We start from the raw sequence: 15,875 nt of genomic DNA on the forward strand, positions 1-15,875 counted from the left end.
AAAAATAAAATGACCTTAATCCTTTTTTTTAAATTTTAATTGAAATTTGATTTCCCTAAAGCAAAGCGTTTTATAGGTATAATTGAAACAAATCTGCTAAACTTTTAACATCTAAGGCCAATTCGTATAGAAGGCTATTTGTAGCACCATGTTCAATAAATTGATCTTTAATACCTAGTATTTTTAGTTGATTTTGATAATGATGAGCAGCAGCAAATTCAGTAATTGCAGAACCAAATCCACCTTGTATTGCACCATCTTCTACAGTAATAATTGTTTCGTGTTTTTGAAAAATGGAGTGTAATAAGTTTTCATCCAAAGGTTTTATAAAACGCATATCAAAATGAGAAATACAACCTTTTTTATTTGGTTTTTCTTCGGATAAAAGAATCGCCTCAGAAACATTTTTTTCAATGGTTCCAACACTTAAAATAGCAATTTTATTGCCTTCTTTTAAACAGGTTCCTTTACCAATTTCAATTTTACAAAATGGTTGTTGCCATTCTTTTAGATGGCCATAACCTCTAGGATAACGAATGGCAATCGGATTTTTTAAACCCAATTGAGCTGTATATAAAATATTGCGCAATTCAATTTCGTTTCTTGGTGCAAAGATAATTAGGTTTGGTATACATCTAAGATAAGCCAAATCAAAAACTCCATGATGTGTAGCACCATCTTCGCCAACCAAACCAGCTCTATCTAAACAAAAAATTACGGGTAAATTTTGCAAAGCCACATCATGAATCACTTGATCGTAAGCTCTTTGCAAAAAGGTGGAATAAATATTACAAAAAGGTACTAAACCTTGTGTAGCAATTCCTGCAGCTAAAGTAACAGCATGTTGTTCTGCAATACCAACATCAAAAGTTCGTTTAGGAAATTTTTTTAGCATCAAGTTTAAAGAACTACCTGTTAACATTGCAGGTGTAATTGCTACAATTTTATCGTTTTTTTCTGCGAGTTCAACAATGGTTTTGCCAAAAACATCTTGATATTTTGTAAATAAACTAGCTTCTTTTTTTAAACGCTCTCCAGAAATTTTGTCAAATTTACCAGGAGCATGATAGGTTATTTGGTCTTCTTCAGCCTTTTGTAAACCTTTACCTTTGGTAGTGATAATGTGTAAAAATTTCGGGCCTTTTACAGATTTTAATCGTTCTAATTCTGATAATAATTTTGGTAAATTATGACCATCAATAGGTCCAGAATAATTAAAATTTAATGCTTTGATAATATTATTTTGAGCAGCTAATTTCCTGTCGGATTTAACCTTAGTCAAATATTCTTTTACAGCACCAACAGCCGGATCAATTCCAATAGCATTATCATTTAAAATGATGAGTAAATTTGCTTTAGAAACACCTGCGTGATTCAACGCTTCAAAAGCCATTCCGCTTGCAATAGAAGCATCACCAATTACAGCAATATGTTGTTTATCTTTGTCACCTTTTAAGTTCGATGCAATTGCCATTCCTAAAGCAGCAGAAATAGAAGTAGAAGAGTGCCCAACACCAAATGCATCAAATTCACTTTCTTTTCTTGATGGAAAACCTGCAATTCCACCAAATTGTCTATTGGTATGAAAAACGTCTTTTCTTCCCGTTAAAATTTTATGTCCATAGGCTTGATGTCCAACATCCCAAACTAATAAATCATTAGGTGTATCAAACAAATAATGCAAGGCAATTGTTAATTCTACAACACCCAAACTTGCACCCAAGTGTCCTTCTTTGGTTGATACAATATCAATAATAAATTCTCGCAATTCCTTTGCCAAAACCGGTAATTGCTCTTGGTTAAGCTTTCGTAAATCCTTTGGATTGGATATATTTTTCAACAAGTTTTTCATCCAAATACAAAAATACAATTTAACTTTTTGTAATATTGATTTTTTAATCTTAAAAATGATACAGCCTTTTGATGATGAATATTTTATGAAAAAAGCCTATCAAGAAGCAGAAATTGCTTTTGATAAAGGTGAAATTCCTGTAGGTGCTATTGTTACATTCAATAATCAAATCATAGCAAGAGCGCATAATTTAACAGAAACCTTAAACGATGTAACTGCACACGCAGAAATGCAAGCATTTACAGCAGCGGCTGATTTTTTAGGAGGTAAATATTTAAAAGATTGTGTGTTGTATGTTACTTTAGAGCCTTGCCAAATGTGTGCAGGCGCAAGTTATTGGGCGCAAATAGGTAAAATTGTTTATGGTGCTTCTGAGCCAGATAGAGGTTTTGTAAATTTAAAGACAACTTTGCATCCGAAGACAAAAGTAATAAGTGGAATTTTAGAAAATGAGTGTGCTCAAATTTTAAAACGTTTCTTTATCGAAAAACGTAATCTGAATTAAGGATTTGTTAAAGTTTTGTTAGGGTATTTCTTTTCATGTAACTTTAAATCCTAATTCAAATTTTTACAATGAAAAACACGTTATTAACCCTATTTTTTTTAGGGTCTTTCTTAACAATTAAGGCACAAGAAACACCACAACCAAATTACAGACAAGCAGCCCGATTTTCGCCTACAAAAATGGCGAAAATGGTACATTCTACTGCTGTAAGACCAAATTGGCTACAAAAAGGAAACCGATTTTGGTATCAATACAAAACATCAACAGAAGGAGCTAAATATTTTATAGTTGATGCTGATAAAAAAACTAAAAAACCATTATTTGACAATGTAAAAATGGCAAAATGGTTGTCTGAAATTACTAAAGACCCTTATGAAGCTAAGCATTTACCAAAATTCAGCTTTACATTTACTAAAGATGAAAAAGCCATTCGTTTTTATGTAACCTCTAAAGAAGAGGTTGAGGTAAAAGAAGACGAAGGTGAAGTGAAAAAAGATACTATCAAAACCAAAAAGAAGAAAAAAGGAAAGCCTAAAATGGAAAAGAAAGTGTACCATTTAGAATATAAATTGGGAGGCAATGGTTTGACTATTTTAGGTACAGAAAAGAAAAAGAAAGAGCCTTGGAAAAAATGGGCAACTATTGCTCCTGATAGCTCAATTGTTTTATATTCAAAAAATTACAATTTGTATTGGATGGATAAACAAAATTTTTTGAAGGCTGTAAAAGACGAAAAGGATACCACAATAGTAGAGCATCAATGGACAAAAGATGGTGAACGAAACTTTAGTTATGGAGGCAGAATGTATGGAAAAACAGATAAAGAAAAGTTAAAATCAGAAAAAGATAAACAACGTATTTATGGATATTGGTCTCACGATTCTAAAAAGTTCGTTTTTACAAGAACGGATTCAAGACATATAGAAGATTTATGGGTGATTCATGCCACTAAAAAAGGGCGTCCTCAATTAGAAACCTATAAATACCACATGCCTGGAGAACAAGAGTTTTATAAGTATCAAATGTTGGTTTTTGATATGCCATCAAAATCAAAAAAAGAAATAGAGTTAGATTCTACAGTACAGCAATCCTTAAGTATTTATAGTTATCCAAGAAAAAAATCAGATAGAAAAGATGAGCATCATCCCACAAAATTATTATCCAAAAAAGGCAAGATTTATTTTAGTACAGTTAGTAGAGATCGTAAAAGATTAGATATTCATGTTGCTGATATTGCTTCTGGTGAGGTAAAAACCTTAATTGAAGAACATTCTAATGTGTATATTGAAAATAGAGGAAAATCTATACGATTATTTAATAATGAGCAAGAAATATTGTTTTGGTCTGAGCGAGATGGCTGGGGACATTATTATTTGTATGATACTGATGGCAATTTAAAAAAACAAGTAACTAGTGGACCATATCATGTAGATAGCTTCGAAGGAATTAACGAAAAAACAAGAGAGTTGTTTTTTACAGCAAACGGAATAGCAAAAAACCAAGATCCATATTATGCACATCTGTATAAAATCAATTTAAATGGTACTGGTTTAAAGTCTTTAAATCCTGGTGATTACAATTCGTCAGTTAGTGTTTCAGATAGCAAACAATATTTTGTTAGTAATTATTCTAGAGTAAATACGGTGCCAAAATCTGAGTTAAGAGACGCTAATGGTAAGCTAGTAATGCAATTGGAAGAAGCAGATTTATCGCAATTATTTGCAGCAGGATACAAATTTCCAGAACCTTTTAAAGCCAAAGCTGCAGATGGAGTTACAGATATTTATGGAGTAATGTACAAACCTTACGATTTTGATTCTATTAAAAAATATCCGTTAATAGAGTATGTATATCCTGGACCACAAACAGAGGCTGTAAATAAGTCTTTTTCTCAGTATATGGACAGAACCGATCGTTTGGCACAAGTAGGTTTTGTGGTTATTACTTTAGGAAACAGAGGTGGTCATCCTGCACGTTCTAAATGGTATCACACTTATGGGTATGGAAATTTGCGTGATTATGGTTTGGCTGATAAAAAATATGTAGCAGAACAATTGGCTGATAAATTCGATTTTATTGATATTGAAAAAGTAGGAATTTTTGGTCATTCAGGTGGTGGATTTATGTCCACAGCTGCTATGTTAGTGTATCCAGATTTCTTTAAAGTGGCTGTATCATCTGCAGGAAATCATGATAATACTGTGTATAATTCTTGGTGGAGTGAAACGCATCATGGAATTAAAGAAGAAATTCAGGCAGATGGAAAAATAAAGTATAAATATATGATTGATAAAAATCAATCTTTAGCAAACAATTTAAAAGGTAATATTTTACTAGCCACTGGTGATGTTGATAATAATGTACATCCATCAGGTACCATTAGAATGGTAAATGCATTTATAAATGCCAATAAGCGTTTCGATTTTATGTTGTTTCCTGGAAGCAGACATGGTTTTAAAAACAGAGAATATTGGTTTTGGAGAAAGGCCGATTACTTTAGCAAACATTTGCTAGGTAAAGAAACCAATTTTGTTGATATTGTTGAAATGAATAGAGACAAAGCACTAAATAAATAATTTTTGTAATCTGTTTAATTTAAGGTAAGTAAAGAATACCAAAAATATAAATCCAAGTTTTAGGCATTTTCCAAAACTTGGATTTTTTTAGTTTACAATACACTTCTTTTCTTAATTGTTGCTATAAGCCTTGCTACTTTTATCTAACACTTGGGTTTATGAATATAGTTAACATGAGTTCGATATTGCTTTTTAGGTTGATACAGGTTTATTTTACTGTAAAACAGCAGTTTGTTATTTCTAATATAACTGAGATAAAAATTAATTTTTATTGAAAGTAGAGTAGCTGAGAAATCTTAATTTAAATTTGAGATTTTCCCATTTTAGTCGAGATGACATTCGTTTCAAAGAATAAAATTATAAGGTGTTAATAATCATCGGTTTTTAAACATAACTCAGGTCAGTTAGCTATTAATTAAAATCAATTTAAAATATTTCCGTGGATATATTTTCCTTGGTAAATAAAATTTAATTTTGTAACTTTGTACAGCTTTAAATCATAAAATAGAGATAAAATGAAAAAAGTATTAGCATTTGCAGGAAGCACAAGTTCAACTTCTATCAATAAACAACTGGCAACTTTTGCAGCAGAAAACTTAAAAGACACTAATTTTGATATGATTGATTTAAGAGATTTTTCAATGCCAATATATAGTGAAGATGAAGAAAAGGAAAACGGTTTACCAAATAATGCAAAACGTTTTTCTGCTTTATTTGATAAGTACGATGGCTTTATTTTATCATTAGCAGAACACAACAGTTCTTATACAGCCGCTTTTAAAAATATTTACGATTGGTCTTCAAGAGTAGAGGCTAATGTTTTTAGAGACAAACCATTATTATTAATGGCTGCTTCACCTGGTGGTTTAGGAGGTAGATTTGTTTTAGAATCGGGTATTGCACGTTTTTCTAGAATGGGAGCTAAAGAATTGGTTAGTTTTTCTTTTCCAAACTTTTATGCCAATTTTAAAGAAGGTAAAGTGGTAAATGAAGAATTATTGCTTGCTTTAAAAGAAAAAGTAAACGAATTTGAAAATGCATTAAATTTATAGTATGAAGATAGTCTTATATGGTAAACAAGGCCATGCATATACAGTGGCTTTTAAAAACTTTTTAAATTCTACCCAAGAACCTTATGTTTATAAAGATATAACTAAAGATGCAGAAGCTAGAGCGCATAGTAAAGAGCTGTATGGGGGTATTGCAAAATTTCCAACTTTATTTATAGATAACAAGGTATATTTAACCCCTACAACAGAAGAGTTTAATAAAATAATGCAAGATTTAAAGTTGAGGGCATAGTTTTTAGACAAGAAACTTTGGATAGAAGTTAAAAGATAGAAGAGAGACAAAAGCTAGTAGAGAGAAGAGTATATTAATGGTAAATGGGATATGTTTTTATTATGATTTTACAATTACCAACTCACTTTTTTATTTTTGATTACTGATTACTGATTACTGATTACTGATTACTGAACACTGAATATGGGAGATATTTCTAAAGACATAAAATCTATTTTTAAAAGCAATAAGCTTAAGGCATTAATAAATATTAAATATACTTCTAATTGGTTGAGCAGTAAAGAAAATGAGTTTTTTAAACCCTATGGAATATCTCCTCAACAGTATAATATTTTACGAATTTTAAGAGGAGCCAAGGATAAAATAAAAGTGCAAGTTGTTAAAGATAGAATGATTGAAAGAGCACCCAATGCTACTCGTTTAATGGATAAATTATGTGATAAGTGTTTGATCGAAAGAGAACGATGTGAACACGATAGAAGAGTGGTTTATGTACAAATTAAAAAGGAAGGGCTTGAACTGCTTAAAACAATAGATGATAATAAAAATTTATCGTTTCTCGAAAAATTAACAGAAGAAGAAGCTATAGTTTTAAGTGACTTGTTAGATAAAATTCGATAAAAAAATTACCATAATATTTTCCTTGGAAAATAAATTAAATGATCCTATTTATGAAACCAAAATATAAAACAATTCAAAAAACAGTTACAAGTCCGCTTGTAAATATGGGGCCAATTCGTTTGCGCCAACCCTTACCAACTCAAGGAATAGAAAATGTAGATCCGTTTATATTATTACATCATTATGGCCCTTATGCAATTTCTGAATTTAACAATCCTTTTGATTTAGGTCCACATCCTCACAGAGGTTTTGAGCCTATCACATTATTATTTAAAGGAGAGCAATTGCACAGAGATTCTTTAGGAAATGAAATGATAGTAAAAGCTGGTGGTGTACAATGGACAACAGCAGGACGTGGCATTATTCATGCAGAAGCACCCACCAAAGAATTTGTTAAAAAAGGAGGCGATTTAGAGGGGATTCAACTCTGGTTAAATCTACCTGCAAAGGATAAAATGATGCCACCCAATTATCAGCATTTAGAAGATGAGCAAATTCCAAAAATATTTTCTGAGGATAAAAAAGTACAATTAAACATTGTTGCTGGAAATCAGAAAAATATAACAGGCAATATTAAAACGCAAACTTCGGTAAATGTATTTACAGCAAAAGCTGATGAAAATGGATGTCTAGAAGTAGAGATTCCAGAAAATCATCAATCATTAATTTACCTTTTAGATGGTGAAATTTTGGTAAATGAAGTTGAGGTTTTAAAAAAAGGTGATAACCAAATGATCGTTTTCAATCAAGATGGAAATACCATAAAATTTGAAGCGAAAAAAGAGAGTACACTTTTAATTTTGTCTGGCGAGCCTATCAAAGAGAAAATAACTCAATACGGACCCTATGTAATGAACACACAAACCGAAATTTTAGAAGCAATGCGTGACTATCAACAAGGAAAAATGGGGTATTTGTATTAATATAAACCTCCTACAAGGTTTTAAAAACCTTGTAGGTATTTATAAAAAATAAAAAATGTTATTCTTCAGTAGTCAAGAATCTAGAAAATAACAAGACCTTGAATCAAGTTAAAGGTTATAAACAAGTTTATAATGAAAAAAACAATTCACAAAGCAAGCACAAGAGGATTCGCAAATCATGGATGGTTAAAATCATATCATACATTCAGTTTTGCTAGTTATCAAAACCCAGAAAGAATGAATTTTGGGATGTTAAGAGTGTTAAATGATGATGTTGTGCAACCAAAAATGGGCTTTGGTACGCATCCTCATAGAAATATGGAAATCATTTCGATACCAATTACAGGACCTTTGTCTCACAAAGATAGTATGGGGAACAAACGAGCTATTGAAGTTGGTGAAGTGCAAGTAATGAGTGCAGGAACTGGTATTACACACTCAGAGTTTAACGATAGTAAAACTTCTGAAAGTAACTTTTTACAACTTTGGATTATACCAGAAAAACAAGAAGTTACGCCTTATTACGACCAGAAAGTGTTTGATGAAGAAGGTAGAAAAAACAAGTTTCAAACCTTAGTTTCTCCAAGAAATAAACAAGTAAAAGGTTCTTTACCAATTTATCAGCAAGGATATATTTCTAGGATTGATTTAGAAGAAGGTTTTGAAACCGAGTACGAATTAAAAAACGGAGCCTATTTTTTCTTGATAAATGGTGAAGTAAAAGTAGCAGACGAAACTTTAGAAAACAGAGATGCTGTTGGAATATCAGAAACAGATAAGGTAACTGTAAAAGCTACAAAAAACAGTAAATTATTGATTATTGATGTGCCTATGAATTAGGTTACTCAATTCAATCTATAAAAAAGAGGTTATTTAAAAGTAATAATAACCTCTTTTTTCAGGAGAAAAAAATGGGTACTATATTTAAGCCATTACAGCTGCCTTCTTGGATTTTCGATACAAGAATTTATTAAAGATGTTTCGTTTCCCAAAATTGTTCATCGATTTTGCATTTATAAATTTGCCAAAAAGAATTTTATTTACACCAAAATACTCATACGTATTTCCATCAGTAAAAGTAACCTCTAACAACATACTTTTATGATACCAATCTGCCACTTGAAATTCTGTAATTGTTTTTTTATAAGCCTCTAAATTTGCCTCTTTGGTTTCTGGTGCAATGCTTACTAAAAAATGATACCCATCAATAATATTAGTACTTACATCTTCTGCCTCAGCTTTTTTAGCTTCATCCTGAAATTTATCTGGATGCCATTCTTTCACTAAATTTCTATAGCTGCTTTTTAATTCTTTTAAATTGATAGCGCCTTCTACATTAAAAAGCTTTTTATATTGTTTTATACGTTTCATATCTGCTGTTTTAAAAATGGCTGTAAAAGTATTGATATTAAATGGATAGTGAAGTAGTTATAACATCTATTTAGATTTTTAATTCAGTTAATCCAAACCCAATTCTTTTCGTTCTTTAACATCATCCTTACTATTTTTATTCCAATAAGCAGATTGTATTGTTTTTATTTTTGTTGCTATGGTTGTTAATTCTTTTCCTCTACTGATGATGTTTTCTTCCCAACGTTCTATTGTGTACGGAAAATTTTTTGTTGCTGTTATTTTTAAAGTTCTTTGTAATGTAGGATAGTTAATTTCGTAAATCATAAAACCATCTTTTTCGATTAATTTTGATGTAGCTTCATAAGCTAGAAATTTCTTGTGGTTTAATCCTAAATATTCAAAAGAAGGTATTATTTGTAATTTTCCAGTAGGTAAATTTTCAGGTGAAACTCGAAGTTTATTCCAGATTTCATTTTCTAAAATATACTTTTCCAAATTAATGTTACGATCAGTATTGCTCTCAAAATAAGAATAAAATTGAATTTCATAATCGTCTCTATTATTCAATTGAACAAAAGTATTTCCACACCATTCTTGAGATGAAAAAGAAATCTTAATGGCATTTTTGTGTACATCAATAGGAGAGAAGGTACTTGTCATTAAAGAATACGGATATATACCAGTTGTAAATTTTTTAGTGCTGTTTAGCTTTAAAATAGGAACATTCTTATCATTTTGATAATCTGCCTTCACTTGTTTTTCTGGTAAAAAATCTTCAGTTACAAAAATGTTTACAGCAGTACCTTCATAGATTTCTCCATAACGCACCTGTGATATTTTGTAAGAAGTAATTTCTGCTTTTCCTGCATACCAATACTTATTGAAATTTTGATGCTTTTTAAATTTAATGGTAGTGTTTTCTGTTTCTAGCGTTTCTTTTTTAGGCGTTGTATTTGTGCAAAATAGAAAGATAAGACTAAAAAAAATGGGAAAATAACTATTTATGGTTCGTGTCATTTTTAAATTTTACACTAATTTACAATAAATAGGTATGAATCTAAGAATTTAAAATGTTAACAAAACTAAAAAGGATTTCTTATTTTTGTGTAAAACAAACACATACTTATGAGTCAATCTATAAAACTTACAGTTGATGCTGTTGTATTTGGTTATGAAGATGGTAAAATTACAGTTTTGCTAATCAAACGAAAATACGAACCCTTTAAAAATAAATGGGCAATTCCTGGAGGTTTTATAAAGGATGATGAATCATTAGAATCCGCTGTCGAAAGAGAGTTGTTTGAAGAAACGGGTGTAAAAATCAATTATTTAGAACAACTTTATACGTTTGGGAGACCAGAAAGAGATCCAAGAGGAAGAATTGTTTCCATAGCCTATTTTGGATTGGTGAGACCAGATGCCTTTAAACTCTTTGCTTCTACTGATGCAGAAGAAGCAAAATGGTTTACTATTGATGATTTGCCAGATTTGTCTTTTGACCATAAAGAAATTTTAGAAATGGCAATTGAACGTTTACAAGCAAAGATTACCTATGAACCCATTGGTTTTGAATTGCTAGAAAAAAAATTTCCGTTTTCTGATTTAGAGAAATTATACACTACACTCTTAGGAAGACCTATAGATAGACGTAACTTTAGAAAGAAAATTATTGGTTTAAATGTCTTGGATGAATTGGATGAAAAAGTTTCTAAAGGTTCTGGAAGACCAGCCAATTTGTTTCAATTTAATCAAAAGAGATACTTTCAGCTAAAAGAAGAAGGAATTATTTTTGAAATTTAAATTACTGATAATCAGAGTTAAATTTTATTTGTGTAAAAAAAACGCAAATATTTCTTGCGGGATAATTATTCTCATTCTATATTTGTGTTGTAATTACGCAAAATAAGAATATTATGAATGCATTATTTTTAACTGATGGTTACAAAACTGGTCATCATCAGCAATACCCAAAAGGTACAGAACAAGTATATTCTAATTGGACACCAAGAAATAATACCTATGCTCCAAAAGGTTGTGATAAAGTAGTTTCTTTCGGTCAGCAATATGTTATAAAATGGTTACATCAATATTTCGAAGAAAACTTTTTTTTAAAAAAGAAAAATGAAGTTTGTAAAGAAATAAAAGAAGAGCTTTCATTATATTTAAATACAGATTATGATGTTGCGCATTTTGAACAATTACACGATTTAAGATATTTGCCTATTAAGATAAAATCTATCGAAGAAGGCAATGAAGTTGCAATCCGAGTACCAATACTAACCGTAATTAATACTCATAAAGATTTTTATTGGATAACTAACTTTTTAGAAACGATATTATCTACAATGTTATGGCAACCTATGACATCTGCAACAATAGCAATATTATACAAACGTATTTTTAAAAAATGGGCACTTTTAACAGATAAAGATAATTTAGATTTTATAGAATTTCAGGGACACGATTTTTCTATGAGAGGTATGGGAGGTCTGCAAAGTGCTATTTCTTCTGGAATGGGCCATGCAAGTGTGTTTTTAGGGTCAGATAGTTTACCAGTAATCTACGGAATGAGAAAGTATTACAATGCGAAAAACTTTGTAGTTGGTTCTGTAAATGCAACAGAACATTCTGTAATGTGTGCAGGTACAAAAGATGATGAAATAGAAACATTCAGAGAGTTGATGAAAACTTACCCTGAAGGTATTTTATCTGTAGTAAGTGATACTTGGGATTTGTGGAAAGTATTAACGAACTATTTACCTAAATTGAAAAATGAAATTTTAAATAGAAATGGTAAACTTGTAATTCGTCCAGATAGTGGAAATCCTGTTGATATTATTTGTGGAGAAAGTAAAGTTCTAGGAGGAGAAAATTCAAAAGAAAAAGGAGTTATTGAATTACTTTGGGATACTTTTGGAGGTACAATAAACAACCAAGGCTTTAAAGTACTAAATCCTAAAATAGGGGCTATTTATGGAGATAGTATTACAACAGAAAGAGCAGAACAAATTTGTAAACGTTTGTATGATAAAGGTTTTGCATCTACAAATATTGTTTTAGGTATTGGTTCATTTACGTATCAATTTAATACAAGAGATACCTTTGGCTTTGCAATGAAAGCAACTTCAGTTGTTGTTAAAGGGGAGAGAAGAGAAATATTCAAAGACCCAATTACAGATGATGGTGTTAAAAAATCTGCTAAAGGATTGATAAAAGTCATCTTAGAAAAGGGTAACTATTATTTAATTGACGAAGTTTCTGAAAAAGAAGAAAATGAAGGCGAATTAAAATTGATTTATGAGAATGGCGAATTTTTTAATCAAACAAATTTACTTCAAGTCAGAGAAAGAGTAAATAAAATTATATATGATGAAATATAAAGTGAAAAAATTTAAGGACAATCAAGTTTCAGCTAGAATTTTAGAAGAAGGAGATTTACATATTAAAATTAGAGGGAATACCTATGAAGATTTATTCAGAATTGCAGCCATAAAAGAAGCTTGGGATTCAAATCAAAAAAATAAAAAAAGATCTGCAACACTTACTGTTTACTGTCTTATAGGTCAACGATCAGATAGAAGATTTAACAAGCAAGAATCATTTGATTTGAAAATAATTTCAAAATTTATAAATAGTTGTAGTTTTGATGAGGTGCAAATTTTTCACCCACACAGTTCAGTTGCTTTGGCATTAATTGATAATTCTGTTGAGATAGATTGTTTTGAATTCGTAAAACAAGCGTTTAATAAAATTGGAAAACCTGTTTTAATTAGTCCAGATGCTGGGTCTTATAAGACAACACATTATTTTGCAGAAAAGCTAAATACTGATTTAATTCCTTCAAACAAAGTTCGGGAGAATGGAATACCTAAAATTAAAATTCAAGGAAATGTAAATAAGAAAGATTGTCTTATTATTGATGATTTAGCAGATGGAGGAAGAACGTTTAAATTCTTGGCTGATGAATTAATAAAACAAGGTGCAAATAAAGTTTTTTTATATGTTTCACATGCACAATTTAACTACGGATTTACAGAGTTGAAAGAATCTATACATCATATTTATTGCACCAATAGTTACAAAGATATTGATGATGCATTTATTACTCAGTATAAGGTGATTTAAAAATGAACAACTATTAATGTTGATCAAATTCAGGCTAAATAACTTCAATATTAAAATTCCAATCAAAATTTGATTGGAATTTTCTTTATAATTATATCAAAATTTTTAATACAAACTATTAAATTTCTGTGGATTGAATTCATGCATAATCTCATACACCTTTTCAAAAATATCTTCAGCAGATGGTTTTGAAAAATAATCGCCATCAGTACCATAAGCAGGTCTGTGCGCTTTAGAAGTTAAGGTAGCTGGTTTACTATCTAAATATTGATATCCATTTTGATTTTCTAAAATCTCTTGTAAAATATAAGCAGAAGCACCTCCAGGTACATCTTCATCAACCACTAATAATTTATTGGTTTTGGCTAGACTTTTTACACAATCATGAGCTAAATCAAAAGGTAATAAAGACTGTGCATCTATAATTTCGATATCGACACCTACTTGCGTCAAATCTTTTGCAACTTCTTGCACTATTCGAAGAGTAGAACCATAAGAAACAATAGTAATATCTTTACCTTCTTTAACGGTTTCTACAACGCCTATTGGTGTTTTAAAATCGCCTAAATTAGTAGGTAATTCCTCTTTTAAACGATATCCATTTAAACATTCAATAACCAAAGCGGGATCATCACTAGCTAAAAGTGTGTTGTAAAATCCAGCAGCTTTGGTCATATTTCTTGGCACTAAAACATGAATACCTCTAACATTGTTAATAATTCCGCCCATAGGTGAACCAGCGTGCCAAATACCTTCTAAACGATGTCCACGAGTTCTAATAATTAATGGTGCTTTTTGTTTGCCAAAAGTTCTGTAACGCAAAGTGGCTAAATCATCACTCATAATTTGTAGAGCGTACAGTAAGTAATCTAAATACTGAACTTCAGCAATAGGTCGTAAACCGCGCATTGCCAAACCAATACCTTGTCCGATTATAGTGGCTTCGCGAATTCCAGTATCCGAAATTCGTATATCTCCATACTTTTCTTGTAAGCCCTCCAAACCTTGATTTACATCACCAATATAACCAGCATCTTCGCCAAAAATAACCACATTTTGGTGTTTATTTAGGATGGCATCAAAATTATCTCGCATTACAATTCTGGCATCTACCAGATTTTTATCTTGAGCATAAGTTGGTTTTTTCTCTAAAATGGCTAAACTGTTTAAATCAGTTTCACTTGTTAAATGCGTAGAATATTTATGATGTGCATCTTTTAAGGCAGATTTTATAAAGTTTTGTAGCTCAATTTTTTCACTAAAATATTCATCTCTTAAATACCACAAACATTTTCTAGCTACAGATAATACATCTTTTCTTGTAGGTTCTGCAATGGCTAATAAATCGTTTTTATATTTATTGATAAATGCACCATTGTTACTTTTTTGGGTAACACCTTCTAATATTTCAGAAACAATTAAACGTTCAGATTTTATTTCATTTAAATAGGCACTCCAAGCGTTTCGTTTTGCGTTAGTAACCTCTTTTTTTGCTTCTTTTTCTATAATAATTAAATCCTCTTCACCATCAACAAAACGCAACACATCACCAGTTTTAGTTTCTAGTTCAAAATCTAGAATCCACTCTCTCATTTTTGCGATACAATCATGATTTTTTTCCCAAGCTAAACGATCTTTATCTTTATATCTTTCGTGAGATCCAGAGGTAGAATGGCCTTGAGGTTGTGTCAATTCTTTAACGTGTATTAAAACAGGCACGTGCTCTTCTCTTGCAATTTTAGCAGCTTTATGGTAAACATCTACCAATTGTACATAATCCCAGCCATTAATTACAAAAATTTCATACCCTTTATTTTTTTCATCTCTTTGAAAACCTTTTAAGATTTCGGAAATACTTTCTTTAGTAGTTTGATGTTTTGCATGAACCGAAATTCCGTATTCATCATCCCAAACACTCATCACCATTGGTACTTGTAAAACCCCTGCTGCATTTATGGTTTCAAAAAACAAACCTTCACTTGTACTTGCGTTTCCAATGGTACCCCAAGCCACTTCGTTTCCTTTATTAGAAAAATTGGTGTTGTTTTGTACGCTTTTTTCGTTTCTATATATTTTTGATGCTTGTGCTAAGCCTAATAATCTAGGCATTTGACCAGCAGTAGGTGAAATGTCTGAACTAGAATTGTATTGTTGGGTTAAGTCTTTCCAAGAACCGTTTTCGTTTAAACTATGGGTTGCAAAATGACCTCCCATTTGTCTACCTGCAGACATTGGATCTGCTTTTATATCTGTATGTGCATATAAACCCGCAAAAAATTGTTGAGCTGTAAGCTCGCCTAATGCCATCATAAAAGTCTGGTCTCTGTAGTAACCAGATCTAAAATCGCCATGCTTAAACGCTTTGGCCATGGCTAACTGAGGCACTTCTTTACCATCACCAAAAATACCAAACTTAGCTTTACCTGTTAATACTTCTCGCCTACCAAGTAAGCTACATTCTCTACTGATTCGTGCAATTTTGTAGTCTTTTAACACTTCTTTTTTAAATTCGTTAAAAGAAATTTCTTGAGTGTTTAAAAGAATTGTTTTTTGCAACATAGTCTGAGATTATTTAGGTATGCAAAGATAGTTTTTTTAATTGATATTTAAAAATAGCG

The 15,875-nt window shown here is 30.8% G+C and carries 14 protein-coding genes; 10 read left to right on the top strand and 4 right to left on the bottom strand.

The genetic code is table 11. The annotated features are described in order from the left end of the window. Positions 1–70: 70 nt before the first annotated feature. Positions 71–1,852: a 1-deoxy-D-xylulose-5-phosphate synthase gene (dxs, locus tag ACW9UN_RS01980; protein WP_459483602.1), complete on the bottom strand. Its 1,782-nt coding sequence runs from the start codon at positions 1,850–1,852 to the stop codon at positions 71–73. Between the two features lie 55 nt (positions 1,853–1,907). Here dxs and ACW9UN_RS01985 point away from each other — a divergent pair, with 55 nt between their 5' ends. The 7 genes from ACW9UN_RS01985 to ACW9UN_RS02015 all read left to right on the top strand — a co-directional run bounded on the left by ACW9UN_RS01985 (position 1,908) and on the right by ACW9UN_RS02015 (position 8,619). Continuing rightward, complete coding sequence (locus tag ACW9UN_RS01985; RefSeq protein ID WP_459483405.1) at positions 1,908–2,357, top strand: nucleoside deaminase; 450 nt, start codon at positions 1,908–1,910, stop codon at positions 2,355–2,357. A gap of 68 nt (positions 2,358–2,425) precedes the next feature. Continuing rightward, positions 2,426–4,933, top strand: a complete 2,508-nt coding sequence (locus ACW9UN_RS01990; protein WP_459483407.1) for a S9 family peptidase — start codon at positions 2,426–2,428, stop codon at positions 4,931–4,933. Positions 4,934–5,448: 515 nt separating this feature from the next. Beyond that, positions 5,449–5,985: an NADPH-dependent FMN reductase gene (locus ACW9UN_RS01995; protein ID WP_459483409.1), complete on the top strand. Its 537-nt coding sequence runs from the start codon at positions 5,449–5,451 to the stop codon at positions 5,983–5,985. 1 nt (position 5,986) lies between these two features. After that, the gene (locus ACW9UN_RS02000) at positions 5,987–6,235 is read left to right on the top strand and encodes a glutaredoxin family protein (protein WP_459483411.1); all 249 of its coding nucleotides are present in this window, start codon (positions 5,987–5,989) and stop codon (positions 6,233–6,235) included. Positions 6,236–6,418: 183 nt separating this feature from the next. Continuing rightward, positions 6,419–6,856: a MarR family winged helix-turn-helix transcriptional regulator gene (locus ACW9UN_RS02005; protein ID WP_459483413.1), complete on the top strand. Its 438-nt coding sequence runs from the start codon at positions 6,419–6,421 to the stop codon at positions 6,854–6,856. Positions 6,857–6,906: 50 nt separating this feature from the next. Continuing rightward, positions 6,907–7,779, top strand: a complete 873-nt coding sequence (locus ACW9UN_RS02010) for a pirin family protein (RefSeq protein WP_459483415.1) — start codon at positions 6,907–6,909, stop codon at positions 7,777–7,779. Positions 7,780–7,911: 132 nt separating this feature from the next. After that, positions 7,912–8,619: a pirin family protein gene (locus tag ACW9UN_RS02015; RefSeq protein ID WP_459483417.1), complete on the top strand. Its 708-nt coding sequence runs from the start codon at positions 7,912–7,914 to the stop codon at positions 8,617–8,619. 84 nt (positions 8,620–8,703) lie between these two features. Here ACW9UN_RS02015 and ACW9UN_RS02020 read toward each other — a convergent pair whose 3' ends face one another. Beyond that, positions 8,704–9,150 (bottom strand): KTSC domain-containing protein, encoded by a 447-nt coding sequence (locus ACW9UN_RS02020; protein ID WP_459483419.1) that lies wholly within the window; start codon positions 9,148–9,150, stop codon positions 8,704–8,706. 87 nt (positions 9,151–9,237) lie between these two features. After that, the gene (locus ACW9UN_RS02025) at positions 9,238–10,149 is read right to left on the bottom strand and encodes a septum formation inhibitor Maf (protein WP_459483421.1); all 912 of its coding nucleotides are present in this window, start codon (positions 10,147–10,149) and stop codon (positions 9,238–9,240) included. 108 nt (positions 10,150–10,257) lie between these two features. On the opposite strand from ACW9UN_RS02025, the gene ACW9UN_RS02030 reads away from it, so the two are divergent. The 3 genes from ACW9UN_RS02030 to ACW9UN_RS02040 all read left to right on the top strand — a co-directional run bounded on the left by ACW9UN_RS02030 (position 10,258) and on the right by ACW9UN_RS02040 (position 13,257). Next, a complete protein-coding gene (locus tag ACW9UN_RS02030; RefSeq protein WP_459483423.1) occupies positions 10,258–10,932 on the top strand; it encodes an NUDIX hydrolase in 675 nt (224 codons plus the stop codon). 113 nt (positions 10,933–11,045) lie between these two features. Next, positions 11,046–12,512, top strand: coding sequence for a nicotinate phosphoribosyltransferase (locus ACW9UN_RS02035; RefSeq protein ID WP_459483425.1), 1,467 nt, complete (start codon positions 11,046–11,048; stop codon positions 12,510–12,512). A gap of 1 nt (position 12,513) precedes the next feature. After that, entirely contained in the window at positions 12,514–13,257 is a 744-nt protein-coding gene (locus ACW9UN_RS02040) for a phosphoribosyltransferase family protein (RefSeq protein ID WP_459483427.1), read from the top strand. Positions 13,258–13,362: 105 nt separating this feature from the next. On the opposite strand, the gene ACW9UN_RS02045 is transcribed toward ACW9UN_RS02040, so the two are convergent. Next, positions 13,363–15,816, bottom strand: coding sequence for an alpha-ketoacid dehydrogenase subunit alpha/beta (locus ACW9UN_RS02045; protein ID WP_459483429.1), 2,454 nt, complete (start codon positions 15,814–15,816; stop codon positions 13,363–13,365). Positions 15,817–15,875 lie beyond the last annotated feature (59 nt).

Source organism: Polaribacter litoreus (assembly GCF_054584775.1).